Origin of the sequence: Rhizobium indigoferae (genome assembly GCF_034554815.1) — a bacterium.
Taxonomy (GTDB): Bacteria; Pseudomonadota; Alphaproteobacteria; order Rhizobiales; family Rhizobiaceae; genus Rhizobium; species Rhizobium leguminosarum.
In genome coordinates, this window is the sequence record NZ_CP140635.1 from 3,718,087 (window position 1) to 3,730,706 (window position 12,620).

The 12,620-nt window shown below is 61.8% G+C and carries 8 protein-coding genes; 3 read left to right on the forward strand and 5 right to left on the reverse strand.

The window, feature by feature from the left end; genetic code table 11:
* Nucleotides 1-218: 218 nt before the first annotated feature.
* Complete coding sequence (gene gltB / locus U5G49_RS18510; protein ID WP_193444296.1) at nucleotides 219-4,943, reverse strand: glutamate synthase large subunit; 4,725 nt, start codon at nucleotides 4,941-4,943, stop codon at nucleotides 219-221.
* A gap of 538 nt (nucleotides 4,944-5,481) precedes the next feature.
* On the opposite strand from gltB, the gene U5G49_RS18515 reads away from it, so the two are divergent.
* The gene (locus tag U5G49_RS18515) at nucleotides 5,482-6,534 is read left to right on the forward strand and encodes a threonine aldolase family protein (RefSeq protein ID WP_193444297.1); all 1,053 of its coding nucleotides are present in this window, start codon (nucleotides 5,482-5,484) and stop codon (nucleotides 6,532-6,534) included.
* 55 nt (nucleotides 6,535-6,589) lie between these two features.
* Here U5G49_RS18515 and U5G49_RS18520 read toward each other — a convergent pair whose 3' ends face one another.
* Nucleotides 6,590-7,444: a LysR substrate-binding domain-containing protein gene (locus U5G49_RS18520; RefSeq protein ID WP_018243539.1), complete on the reverse strand. Its 855-nt coding sequence runs from the start codon at nucleotides 7,442-7,444 to the stop codon at nucleotides 6,590-6,592.
* 45 nt (nucleotides 7,445-7,489) lie between these two features.
* On the opposite strand from U5G49_RS18520, the gene U5G49_RS18525 reads away from it, so the two are divergent.
* Complete coding sequence (locus U5G49_RS18525; RefSeq protein WP_018243540.1) at nucleotides 7,490-8,539, forward strand: bile acid:sodium symporter family protein; 1,050 nt, start codon at nucleotides 7,490-7,492, stop codon at nucleotides 8,537-8,539.
* Nucleotides 8,540-8,702: 163 nt separating this feature from the next.
* Here U5G49_RS18525 and U5G49_RS18530 read toward each other — a convergent pair whose 3' ends face one another.
* Entirely contained in the window at nucleotides 8,703-9,173 is a 471-nt protein-coding gene (locus U5G49_RS18530) for an Hsp20 family protein (RefSeq protein ID WP_018243541.1), read from the reverse strand.
* A gap of 426 nt (nucleotides 9,174-9,599) precedes the next feature.
* Here U5G49_RS18530 and U5G49_RS18535 point away from each other — a divergent pair, with 426 nt between their 5' ends.
* Nucleotides 9,600-10,574 (forward strand): alpha/beta fold hydrolase, encoded by a 975-nt coding sequence (locus tag U5G49_RS18535; RefSeq protein WP_018243543.1) that lies wholly within the window; start codon nucleotides 9,600-9,602, stop codon nucleotides 10,572-10,574.
* Between the two features lie 39 nt (nucleotides 10,575-10,613).
* On the opposite strand, the gene hisN is transcribed toward U5G49_RS18535, so the two are convergent.
* Nucleotides 10,614-11,387, reverse strand: coding sequence for a histidinol-phosphatase (gene hisN, locus U5G49_RS18540; protein WP_018243544.1), 774 nt, complete (start codon nucleotides 11,385-11,387; stop codon nucleotides 10,614-10,616).
* 276 nt (nucleotides 11,388-11,663) lie between these two features.
* Nucleotides 11,664-12,545: an N-formylglutamate amidohydrolase gene (locus U5G49_RS18545; RefSeq protein WP_193444298.1), complete on the reverse strand. Its 882-nt coding sequence runs from the start codon at nucleotides 12,543-12,545 to the stop codon at nucleotides 11,664-11,666.
* Nucleotides 12,546-12,620 lie beyond the last annotated feature (75 nt).

A 12,620-nucleotide genomic window follows, 5' to 3' on the forward strand; every position in this document is an offset into this window, starting at 1 on the left:
CCTTACCCTCATGACCGCCTCACCGCAGCCAATCTGTCTATCGTCAGTCCCGGTACCCGGGGCAAGTTGCTTGTCTTGACCGTCATTGGACCATATCCCCTGCAAGACATCCGTGCGATCTGAACAGCCTTCGCCGTCGGTATGATCGTCACGGGTCATTGAGATATTTTCGTCATCCGTCACCTGCAGTCAGCTGGTGACGGATGTCCCGGTGCAATTCATTCTGCGGCGATGCCCATCCGGCTGCGCTCCATTTCCTCGAGCGCCCGACGGTATTCGACCGGCATGACCTTGCGGAACTTCGGACGGTAGTCGGCCCAGTTGTCGAGGATCTGCGTGGCGCGGGCCGAGCCCGTATAGTGCAGATGGTTGGAGATCAGTTGGTAGAGGCGCTCCTCGTCATGGCGCGTCATGTCGCCAGAGACGTCGACGCGTCCCTTGTGCATGAGGTCACCACCGTGATGATGCAGCTTCTCCAGCATGTCGTCCTCCTCGGGCACCGGCTCGAGCTCGACCATCGCCATGTTGCAGCGGCTGGCGAAATCGCCGGTCTCATCGAGCACGTAGGCGACACCGCCGGACATGCCGGCCGCGAAGTTGCGGCCCGTGGCGCCAAGCACGACGACAACGCCACCGGTCATGTATTCGCAGCCATGGTCGCCGACACCCTCGACGATGGCGATCGCGCCCGAATTGCGCACGGCGAAACGTTCGCCTGCCACACCGCGGAAATAGCATTCGCCCTCGGTCGCACCATAAAGCACGGTGTTGCCGACGATGATCGAGTCCTCGGCCACGATCCTCGAATTCTCCGGCGGCCGGATGATGATCTTGCCGCCTGAAAGGCCCTTGCCGACATAGTCGTTGCCGTCGCCGATCAGGTTGAAAGTGACGCCGCGCGCCAGGAAGGCGCCGAAGCTCTGCCCCGCCGTGCCGCGAAGCGTCACATTGATCGTGTCTTCCTTCAGTCCGCGATGGCGGAAGCGCTTGGCGACCTCGCCGGAAAGCATTGCTCCCGCCGACCGGTCGACGTTCTTGATGCCGACCTCGAAGGCGACGGGCGTCTTGGCCGTCAGTGCGGGCTGCGCCTGCTCGATCAGCACGCGGTCGAGAATGTCGTCGATCGGGTGCTTCTGCCGGCTCGTCCAGAAGGTCTCTTCCTTGGGAGCGTCGACCTTGTGGAAGATACGGCTGAAATCGAGGCCCTTCGCCTTCCAGTGGTTCAGCATCTCGTCCTTCTCCAGAAGCTCCGAGGCGCCGATGATCTCGTCAAGCCGGGTGAACCCGAGTGAGGCGAGGATTTCGCGCACTTCGTTGGCGACGAAGAAGAAATAGTTGATGACGTGCTCCGGCGCGCCCTTGAAGCGCTTGCGCAGCACCGGATCCTGGGTCGCCACACCCACCGGACAGGTGTTGAGATGGCACTTGCGCATCATGATGCAGCCGGCGGCAATCAGCGGCGCGGTGGCAAAGCCGAACTCGTCGGCTCCAAGCAGCGCCCCGATAATGACGTCGCGGCCGGTCTTCAGCCCGCCGTCCACCTGCAGGGCGACGCGCGAGCGCAGCCCGTTCAGCACCAGCGTCTGCTGGGTTTCGGCAAGTCCGATTTCCCAAGGGCTGCCAGCATGTTTGAGCGACGTCAGCGGCGACGCACCCGTGCCGCCGTCGAAGCCGGCGACCGTGATGTGGTCGGCGCGTGCCTTGGCCACACCGGCGGCAACCGTGCCGACGCCGACTTCAGAGACGAGCTTGACCGAAACATCGGCGGTCGGGTTGACGTTCTTCAGATCGTAGATCAGCTGCGCCAGATCTTCGATGGAATAGATGTCGTGGTGCGGCGGCGGCGAAATCAGGCCGACACCCGGTGTCGAATGGCGGGTCTTGGCAACGGTCGCGTCAACCTTATGGCCCGGCAGCTGACCGCCTTCGCCAGGCTTGGCGCCTTGCGCCACCTTGATCTGCAGCACGTCGGCATTGACGAGATATTCGGTGGTCACCCCGAAGCGGCCCGACGCGATCTGCTTGATCGCCGAACGTTCCGGGTTCATCGAACCATCGGCCAGCGGCATGTAGCGGTCGGATTCCTCGCCGCCCTCGCCGGTGTTCGACTTGCCGCCGATCCGGTTCATGGCGATCGCCAGTGTCGTATGCGCCTCCCTGGAGATCGAGCCGAAGGACATCGCCCCCGTCGAGAAACGCCTGACGATATCGGCCGCCGGCTCGACCTCGTCGATCGATATCGGCTTGCGGCCAATCGCCTCGGCGCTCTTCATCTTGAAGAGCCCGCGGATCGTGTTCATGCGCAGCGCCGAATTGTTCACCATATCGGCGAATTCGCGGTAGCGATCCTCGGCATTGCCGCGCACGGCATGCTGAAGGGCGGCGACCGCATCCGGCGTCCAGGCATGGCTTTCGCCGCGCATGCGGTAGGCATATTCGCCGCCGATGTCGAGCGTCGTGGCAAGAAGCGGATCGGTGCCGAAGGCAGCGTTATGGCGAGCGACGGTTTCCGCGGCGATCGCCTCGAGGCCGACGCCTTCGATCATCGTCGCGGTTCCGAAGAAATACTTGTCGATCAGTTCCGACTGCAGGCCGATCGCATCGAAGATCTGCGCGCCGCAATAGGACTGGTAGGTCGAGATGCCCATCTTCGACATGACCTTGAGGATGCCTTTGCCGACTGCCTTGATGTAGCGGTAGACAACTTCGGAAGCATCCACTTCCTTCGGGAATTCGCCCTTGGCATGCATGTCGAGCAGCGTGTCGAAGGCGAGATAGGGGTTGATCGCCTCGGCGCCGTAGCCGGCGAGCAGGCAGAAATGATGGACCTCGCGCGGTTCGCCGGTCTCGACAACGAGACCGACCGAGGTGCGAAGCCCCTTGCGGATCAGGTGATGGTGCACGGCAGCCGTCGCCAGCAGTGCCGGAATGGCGATCCGGTCCGGCCCGATCTGACGATCGGAGAGCACGATGATGTTGTAGCCGCCCTTGACCGCCGCTTCCGCGCGCTCGCAGAGCCGGTCGAGCATCTCGGGCATGCCTTCGGCGCCACGCTCGATATCATAGGTGAAATCGAGCGTCTTGGTGTCGAAACGATCTTCCGTATGGCCGATCGAACGGATCTTCTCGAGATCGCCATTGGTCAGGATCGGCTGGCGAACCTCGAGCCGCTTGGCGTTCGCCGCGCCCTCGTGGTCGAGAATATTCGGCCGCGGCCCGATGAAGGAAACCAGGCTCATGACCAGTTCCTCGCGGATCGGGTCGATCGGCGGATTGGTCACCTGCGCGAAGTTCTGCTTGAAATAGGTGTAGAGCAGCTTCGGCTTTTCCGACATCGCCGAGATCGGCGTATCCGTGCCCATCGAGCCAATCGCCTCCTGGCCCGTCGTCGCCATCGGCGACATCAGGATGCGTGTATCCTCGAGCGTGTAGCCGAAGGCCTGCTGGCGGTCGAGCAGCGACACGTCGCGGCGCAGCGCCCGCGGCTCCACCGGCTTCAGGTCTTCGAGGATGAGCTGGGTGCGGTTGAGCCAGCTGCGATAGGGATGCGCCGTCGCAAGCTGCGACTTCACCTCGTCGTCGGAGATGATGCGGCCTTCTTCCATGTCGATCAGCAGCATCTTGCCCGGCTGCAGGCGCCACTTCTGGATGATCTTCTCCTCCGGAACCGGCAACACGCCGGCTTCGGACGCCATGATGACGCGGTCGTCATCGGTGACGAGGTAGCGCGCCGGCCGCAAGCCGTTGCGGTCGAGCGTCGCGCCGATCTGCTTGCCGTCGGTGAAGGCAACGGCAGCCGGCCCATCCCAGGGCTCCATCAGCGCCGCATGATATTCGTAGAAGGCCTTGCGTTCTGCGGCCATCGACTGATTGCCGGCCCAGGCCTCCGGGATCAGCATCATCACGGCATGCGCCATCGAATAACCGCCGCGCACCAGGAATTCGAGTGCGTTGTCGAAGCAGGCCGTGTCTGACTGCCCCTCGTAGGAGATCGGCCAGAGCTTGGAGATGTCCTCGCCGAACAGCGGCGAGGAGACCGATGCCTGGCGCGCCGCCATCCAGTTGACGTTGCCGCGCAGCGTGTTGATCTCGCCGTTATGGGCGACCATGCGGTAAGGATGCGCGAGCTTCCACGACGGGAAGGTGTTGGTCGAGAAGCGCTGGTGCACCAGGGCGACCGCGCTTTCGAAGCGCGGATCCGACAGGTCCTTGTAATAGACGCCGACCTGATAGGCCAGGAACATGCCCTTGTAGACCACCGTCGCCGACGACAGCGACACCGGATAGAAATTGCTCTCCTCGCCGTCGAACTCGTCATAGATGCGGTTGGAGATGACCTTGCGCAGCGTGAACAGCCGACGCTCGAACTCGTCGTTGTTTTCGGCATCCTCGCCGGCGCCGATGAAGACCTGCACATGATGCGGCTCGGTTGCGGCAATGGCCGGCGCCTTGGAGAGCGAGGAATTGTCGACGGGCACGTCGCGGAAGCCGATGAAGGCCTGACCTTCCTCGGTGATGACGTCCTTGATCACCTTCTTGAAGTGCTCGATCTGCTTTTCATCGCGCGGCATGAAGATATGGCCGACGCCATATTCGCCGACCGGCGGCAGGGTGATGCCCTGCTCGGCCATCTCCTCGCGGAAGAAACGGTCGGGGATCTGCACCAGGATGCCGGCGCCGTCACCCATCAGCGGATCGGCGCCGACGGCGCCGCGATGCGTCAGGTTTTCAAGGATGAAAAGGCCATCCTTGACGATCTGGTGTGACTTCTGGCCCTTCATATGCGCGACGAAGCCGACGCCGCAGGCATCATGTTCGTTGCGCGGATCGTAGAGGCCCTGTTTCTTCGGCAGGCCGGAGGCGGATTTGGACATATTGGCCGTCGCGCGCAGCTCTGCAGCAGCAAACCGGTCAACTTCCATGGATGGCGTCTTCGTCATCATCTTTCCTCCTGTCGAAGCCCGCGGGGCCGCGGGCGGCTTTTCGTCCCGCGCCGCAACCCGAAGATAGGTTCGGCGCATGACAGCGCTGTTGCATTGTGAAGATCGGCCGCAGACATCTGCTTTAAAGGAAAGCAAACCGTCGCGTTCCGCGCCTGCCATTCGCCTCCGCGCGCCGCCCTTGAGGCTTGACGCTCGGAAGAACTATAGCGTGAAAGCCGTTCTGTTCCAGGGCTTTCGGCGCCTCTTCGGTCATAAAGGCCAAAATAGGACAGCAACACTGTCCTAATTCATCAGTTCTATGCCAGAAAGCATTCGGCTCTGCAAGAGCGCTCCGTCAAAAAACGTCAATTTGCGACGGAAGATTGCCTGGGTAGCGGCCATGACGAAAGAAAATTACGTTATGCCGTATCATTTTGTTTATTAATTGCGTAGTTCAATTTCCGTGATGTGTCGCGGGCGACAACCTTGATCCTGTGAAGCTTTGGCGTAATGTCCGCTGCGGACTTGCCACCCCCTTCCTTTCTCACGGTTTCCCCACATGTTCTTTGCTTCCGATAACTGGGCCGGCGCCCACAAATCCATTGCCGAACGTCTGCTGACGGAATCGACCGGCTTTGCCGCCGCCTATGGCGCCGGCGATCTCGACAGAAAGGTCGAAGCCCGTTTTTCCGAGATCTTCGAGCGTGAGGTTTCGATCTTCTTCGTCGCTACCGGCACGGCCGCCAACTCGCTGTCGCTGGCAAGCGTCCAGCGCCCCGGCGGCATCACCTTCTGCCATTCGGAAGCCCATGTGATCGAGGATGAATGCGGTGCACCGGAATTTTTCTCCGGTGCCGCCCGTCTCGTTGCCGTTGACGGCGAAGCCGGCAAGATCGACCCGGCAAAACTTTCGGCAAAGATCGCAAGCTTTCCCGAGGACGCCGTCCATCACGGCCGCGCCAGCGCCGTGACCATCACCCAGGCGACCGAGATCGGCACCGTCTATTCCCTGCCGGAGATCGGCGAGATCGCCGCCATATCAAGGAAGCGCAATCTGCCGCTCCACATGGATGGCGCCCGCTTCGCCAACGCCCTGGTCGCACTCGGCGCCACCCCGGCCGAAATGACCTGGAGGCGCGGCGTCGACATGCTGTCCTTCGGCGGCACCAAGAACGGCTGCTGGTGTGCCGAAGCGATCATCATCTTCAATCCGGATCAAGCCCGGGAAATGCCGTTCATCCGCAAGCGCGCCGCCCAGCTTTTCTCCAAATCGCGTTTCATCGCCGCCCAGTTCGATGCCTATTTCGAAGACGGTCTCTGGCTCGATCTCGCCCGTCATTCGAACGGCATGGCCGACAGGCTGCGCGCCGGCATCGGCACGAGCAACTCGGCTCGCCTGGCCTGGCCGACCGCATCCAACGAAGTCTTTGCTGTGGTCAGCAAAAGTGCCGCAAAAATTGCGGAGGAAAAGGGGGCCAAATTTTACGAGTGGCCGGTCCCGGCGGCAACGCCCGAACTCGTTTCCGAAAGCGAAACCCTGATCCGCCTCGTCTCCAGCTTCGCGACCACCGAAGCGGATGTCGATGGCTTCTTGAAGTGCCTGGCCGCCTGATCGCCTGCCGGAAAGGCCTGCCGGCCCGGCAGGCCTTTCGGTGACGGGCAAGGATTCACGCCGACCTCAGTCCCCTCACCTTTTGCAGAATATCCTCCGACAGTGCTGAAACCAGTGCCTGGTCCGCTCCCTTACGCGGCACCAGCACGAATTCCACGTCCTCCAGCACCGGAAGTTTTCCCGCAGCGATCTCCTTCAGGCCCGATGGTGCCATGCTGCGCGGCTGCACCAGCACGCCCATCCCGGCTCGCGCCGCTGCCGTCAACCCGCTCAGGCTGCCGCAGGTGCAGACGATCCGCCACGGCACCCCGTTTCGCCCGAGCGCTTCGAGCGCGATCACCCGTGTGACGCTCGGCGGCGGAAAGGCGATCAGCGGCAGAGGCCCTGAGGCGAGCACGCGCTCGGGATCGCGCGCCAGCCAGACGAGCGGCTCGCGATAGACGAGTTTTCCGCGCGCATCGCCGAGCCGACGCTTGGCGAGCACCAGATCGATCTCGCCATTGTCCTGCATCTCGTAAAGCACACCGGAAAGCGCAACCGTCAGTTCCAGGTCGACCGATGGATGCGAACGCACGAAATCCTCCAGCACCGCCGGCAGCTGGCTGGTGACGAAATCCTCCGATACGCCGAGCCGCAGACTGCCGCGCAGGCTGTTGCTCTTAAACAGCGACTGCACCTGCCCCTCGATCGAAAGCATGGCGCGCGCATGCGACAGCAGTGCCTCGCCATCGCCGGTCAACATCACCTTATGGGTGTCGCGCGCCAGCAGCCTGCGCCCGAGCGCCGTCTCCAGCCGCTGGATGTGCTGGCTGACCGTCGACTGCCCGAGGCCGAGCCTTTCTGCGGCGAGCGTGAAACTGCCCATCTGCTCGACGGCGACGAAACTGCGCAATTGCGAAAGGTCCAGCATGATCCATATTCTCGATAACTGTTATTCCTTGCATCCTGGATCATAATGGACGACAGAACAATGACTGTTTTATCACGCCGCGAGATCGCCATGCGCCGCTTTCTGCCCGATACATTCACCATCCTGCTCGTCTGCACCGTCATCCTCGCGTCGCTGCTGCCGGCAAGCGGCACATTCGCGGATTATTTCGGTATCGCCACTGACCTTGCCATCGCGCTGCTGTTCTTCCTGCATGGCGCGCGCCTGTCGCGCGACGTCGTCATATCAGGCCTGCTGCACTGGCGCCTGCATCTCGTCATCCTGCTGACCACCTTCGGCATTTTCCCGCTGCTCGGCATGGCGCTCGGGCTGATCCCCGACACGATCCTGCCGCAGCCGCTTTATCTCGGCATCCTCTTCCTCTGCGTGCTGCCGTCGACGGTGCAGTCGTCGATTGCCTTCACCTCGATGGCGGGCGGCAACGTACCGGCCGCCATCTGCTCGGCCTCGGCATCCAACATTTTCGGCATGTTCCTGACACCGCTGCTCGTCGGCCTGCTGTTTTCCGTCGGCGGCCATGGCGGCTTCTCCTTCGATGCATTAGAGCAGATCCTGCTGCAGCTGCTTGCCCCCTTCATTGTCGGCCAGATCCTGCAGCCCTGGATCGGCGACTGGATCCGCGCCAAGAAGAAGATCCTGATGCCTGTCGACCGCGGCTCGATCCTGATGGTCGTCTATCTCGCCTTCAGCACGGCGGTCGTCGAGGGCCTGTGGCACACCTTTTCGATCGCCGATATCGCCGTCGTCATCGTCGCCGACATGGTTTTGCTGGCGATTGTCCTGGTGCTGACGATGTTCGGCAGCCGCTGGCTGGGCTTCAACAAGGCCGACGAGATCACCATCACCTTCTGCGGCTCGAAGAAGAGCCTCGCGAGCGGCGTACCGATGGCGAACGTCATCTTCGCCGGCCAGTCGATCGGCGCGATCGTGCTGCCGCTGATGCTGTTCCACCAGATCCAGCTGATGGTCTGCGCCGTCATCGCCCAGAAATACGCCGCCGCCGCGGCCCGCCGTGCAACGGACAAGGAAATCGACGAAGCCGCCAGCCCGGCATGAAGCATGTCGCGCAAAACTGTGCAGCGGTTTTGCGACAACGACATGCGTAAAAATAAGAGCTAAAGCGCGATGAGCGAATCTGAAAGATCGCGACGCGCTTCAAGCCGAAACAAAAAACGGCGCCCCATAGGAGCGCCGTTCATTTTATCCGATAAGGATCTGATTAGCCGTTGATGATCTGCGCTTCGATGGCTTTCGGAGCCTCGACCGGTTCTGCAGCAATCGTAATCTTGCGGGGCTTCATGGCCTCGGGAATATTTCGCAGAAGGTCGATGTGCAGCAGGCCGTTCTTCAGCGAAGCGGCGATCACCTCGACATGGTCGGCAAGCTGGAAGCGGCGCTCGAAGGCGCGCTTGGCAATGCCGCGGTAGAGGAATTCGCCGCTTTCGGCAGGTTCCTCGTTCTTTTCACCCTTCACGGACAGGACATGGGCATGGGCTTCGATCGAAAGTTCGGTCTCGTCGAAACCGGCAACCGCCATGGTGATGCGATAGGTGTTTTCACCGGTGCGCTCGATATTATAGGGCGGATAGGTCTGCGCCTGCTCCGGCTGGGCAAGGCTGTCGAGCATGGTGAAGAGCCGGTCGAAACCGACGGTCGAACGATAAAGGGGAGAGAAGTCTACGTGACGCATGATGTCCTCCTGTGGAAGCGACGTGTTGCGATGAAGTGCCCCTGAGACCCCATCTTTGGCGGCCTTGGGACGGTTGCGCGGGCCCTGTTCGGCACCCGCAGAAAGGAGATGGTGATGGGATTCGAGGAGTTCAAGACCTTTTCGGAATCGCCTTGATCAGCCCGTGAACCCCGCATGAACGACCGGTTCGGAGCGCGTTCAGGCACATTCGCCTAGAAATTTCCGCGTCGGGTGAATCTGGTCCCGATGGCTGAAGTGCATCCGTCCCTTCTTCTTCAGCCTCAACTTCGGCCGGCCGCGAGCACCCTCATGCTCCTGCCGGCCCTTTTCCTCCAGCCGGCCTTGCGAGCGCCACCGCTTTCCAATCCGGATGCCGTGCGCTATCCCTGAAGGCGAAGCAGTCAGCAGCGGCGCATTGGCAAAGTCATGGATCAGGTTCTCTATTCGACGCCCGACAATCCCGCCCCGGAAAACCGCACGGAGGGGTTCTTCGAAACCCATGACGGCCACCAGCTGCGTTACGCCGTCTTCCGCTCGAGCGCTCTGGTCGCCAAGGGCACGGTCGTCATCCTGCATGGCCGCAACGAATATATCGAGAAATATTTCGAGACGATCCGCGACCTGACGGCCAAAGGCCTCTGGGTCGCGACCTTCGATATGCGCGGCCAGGGCGGTTCGCCGCGGCTGCTGAAGAGCCGCAACCACGGCCACATTCGCCGCTTCGTCGATTACGAGCGTGATCTCGACACCTTCCTCGAAAGGGTGGTGTTGCCGGATACCCGCCTGCCCTTCTATCTGCTCGCGCATTCCACAGGCGGCCTGATTGCGCTGTCGGCCGCGCCCTATCTCACCACCCGTATCGATCGCATGGTGCTGTCGGCGCCCTTTATCGGCCTGACCGGCCAATCGGTCTCGCCTCGCGTCATCCGCGCTCTTGCAGGCACGCTGACGGCCCTCGGCCTTGGTTTTCTGCCGCTGACCTCGAAACTGAAGGAGCCGAACTTCAGCGACAATCCGCTGACCTCGGACGAACACCGGTTCGAGCGCAATGTTGCGATGATGAGGGCTCATCCGGAACTGACGCTCGGGCCGCCGACGGCCCGCTGGCTGATCGAGGCCTTTCGCACGATGGACCGGGTCACCTCGCCCTACCATCTCTTTTCCATCACCATCCCGACCATCGTCATCGCCCCGACGCGTGACGGTGTCGTGCCCTACACGGCGCAGGAGCGGCTTTCGCGTTATTTCCGCGCCGGCCAGCTGGTGCCGATCAACGGCGCCCGCCACGAGATCTTCCAGGAGCGCGATATCTACCGCGCTGCCGCCCTTGCGGCCTTCCACGCCTTCATTCCCGGCAGCGATGCCGAAGAAAACCAAGAAGTCGCCGCCCTCGGCACATGACCGGCCAGCATTGCTGACCGCGGAATCAGCACGGCGGGATCACCGCTGCAGAACGGCGATCGCCTGTTCGTAGACCGCCCGGCTGCCGGCGGCGATGATCGAGCCGCCGTTCTCAGGCCGTCCGCCGTCCCAGGTGGTGATGATGCCGCCTGCCCCCTCGATGACGGGAATGATGCCGCCGACGTCATAGGGTTTCAGACTGTTTTCGATGACGAGATCGATATGGCCGGCGGCAAGCAACGCATAGGCATAGCAGTCGCAGCCGTAGCGGAAGAGCCGCACCTGGCTCTCGATCTCGCGGTATTTCTCCATCTCCTCGCCGACAAAGAGATGCGGCGAGGTGGTGAACAGGATGGCGTTCGAAAGCGCATCACACTGGCGCGTCGCCAGCCGCCGCTCGCCCTCCGGCCCGGTATAGATCGAGCCGTTCTGGTCGGCGAAATAGCGCTCGCCGGTAAAGGGTTGCTCGATCATGCCCATGATCGCCCTGCCATCCCTCTGCAGGCCGATCAGCGTTCCCCACACCGGCACACCGGAGATGAAGGCACGCGTGCCGTCGATCGGATCGATCACCCAGACATATTCGCGGTCGAGCCCGACATTGCCATGTTCCTCGCCGAGAATGCCGTGGCCGGGGAAACTCTCCTCGATCAGCGCCCGGATGGCGAGTTCGGCCGCCCGGTCACCTTCCGTCACCGGATCGAAACCGGAGGAAAGCTTGTTCGTGACATCGAGGCCGGAGCGGAAGCGCGGCAGCGTCTCGGCTCGGGCGGCTTCCGCCAGGCGGTTGAAAAACGAACGGTCAGGAAACATGATGGATCCGTTTGGCTGGCGGGAGTGGCGCTTTTCATAGCGAAAAGCAATGGGAATGCAAACGCAGCAGGCAATTTGGCTCTAACTGCCCAAAGATATCGCAGCGCAATATATTGCTTGACATTTGTGCAATGCAATAGTAGCGTCTCCATACAGTCTTCTGACTGTAAATACCCTCCTTGGGTGTTTCCTCCCTAGACTTAGCCGCGCTCACAAGCGCGGTTTTTTTTGGCCGGGAAGACGAAGGCCAGACGTCAGCGACATCGAAAAAGAGATCTATTCGGCGGCCAGCGCCCGCTCACCGGCAAATTTCTCAACATATTCCGCCATCTGCTGCATGAAGTCCGTGACCGCATCAGCCACCGCAGCGAAATCCTCGCGTTTCTGCAGAGTCAGCTCATCGACGTAGATCGCCCGGTTCACCTCGATCTGCAGCGCGTGCAGTCCGCGCGAAGGCCGGCCGTAATGTTCGGTGATGAAGCCGCCGGCATAGGGTTTGTTGCGGATCGCAGCAAAACCCATTTCCTCCAGGATGGCGATGGCAGCGCGCGAAAGTTCGGCCGAAGCGCTGGTGCCGTAGCGATCACCGATGATGAAATCAGGTCGCGCAGTGCTGCCGGCGACGCGCACATTGCCGGGCATCGAGTGGCAGTCGATCAGCACGCCGAAGCCGAACTGCACATGCGTTCGCGCGATCAGCCGTCGAAGCGCCGCATGATAGGGCTTGTAGACCGCTTCGACGCGGTCGAGCCCCTCCTGCACCGGCAGGCGCCGCGCATAGATCTCCATGTTCTCGGCGACGATGCGCGGAATGGTGCCGAGCCCGCCGGCGACCCTGAGCGAATTGACATTGGCATAGGGCGGCAGCAACCCGTCGAACATCCGCGGATCGAGCTCATAAGGCTCGCGATTGACGTCGAGATAGGCGCGCGGAAAGTTGGCTGCCAGCAGCGGCGCGCCGAGTGCGACGGCCGAGCCGAAGAGCTCGTCGACATAGTGATCCTCGGAACGGCGGATGGCGATGCCCTCAAGCCTGGACTGAGCGATAAATTCCGGTGGATAAATGCGGCCGCTATGGGGGGAGTTGTAGACGAAAGGAATGGTCTGCGACACGGGCTCATGGACCTCAAAAAGCTCGTATTCGCGTATTTCCGGCACTTTCGGCCCTCTTTACCATGTCATGAACTGACTGCTTGGCCCATGTTGCCAGTTGCCCGGCCGCAAGTCCATACT

Coding starts and splice junctions, on each gene's coding strand:
- U5G49_RS18515 (WP_193444297.1), top strand. CDS start 5,482: ATGTTCTTTGCTTCCGATAACTGGGCCGGCGCCCACAAATCCATTGCC.
- U5G49_RS18535 (WP_018243543.1), top strand. CDS start 9,600: ATGGATCAGGTTCTCTATTCGACGCCCGACAATCCCGCCCCGGAAAAC.
- U5G49_RS18520 (WP_018243539.1), bottom strand. CDS start 7,444: ATGCTGGACCTTTCGCAATTGCGCAGTTTCGTCGCCGTCGAGCAGATG.
- gltB (WP_193444296.1), bottom strand. CDS start 4,943: ATGATGACGAAGACGCCATCCATGGAAGTTGACCGGTTTGCTGCTGCA.
- U5G49_RS18530 (WP_018243541.1), bottom strand. CDS start 9,173: ATGCGTCACGTAGACTTCTCTCCCCTTTATCGTTCGACCGTCGGTTTC.
- U5G49_RS18525 (WP_018243540.1), top strand. CDS start 7,490: ATGGACGACAGAACAATGACTGTTTTATCACGCCGCGAGATCGCCATG.
- hisN (WP_018243544.1), bottom strand. CDS start 11,387: ATGTTTCCTGACCGTTCGTTTTTCAACCGCCTGGCGGAAGCCGCCCGA.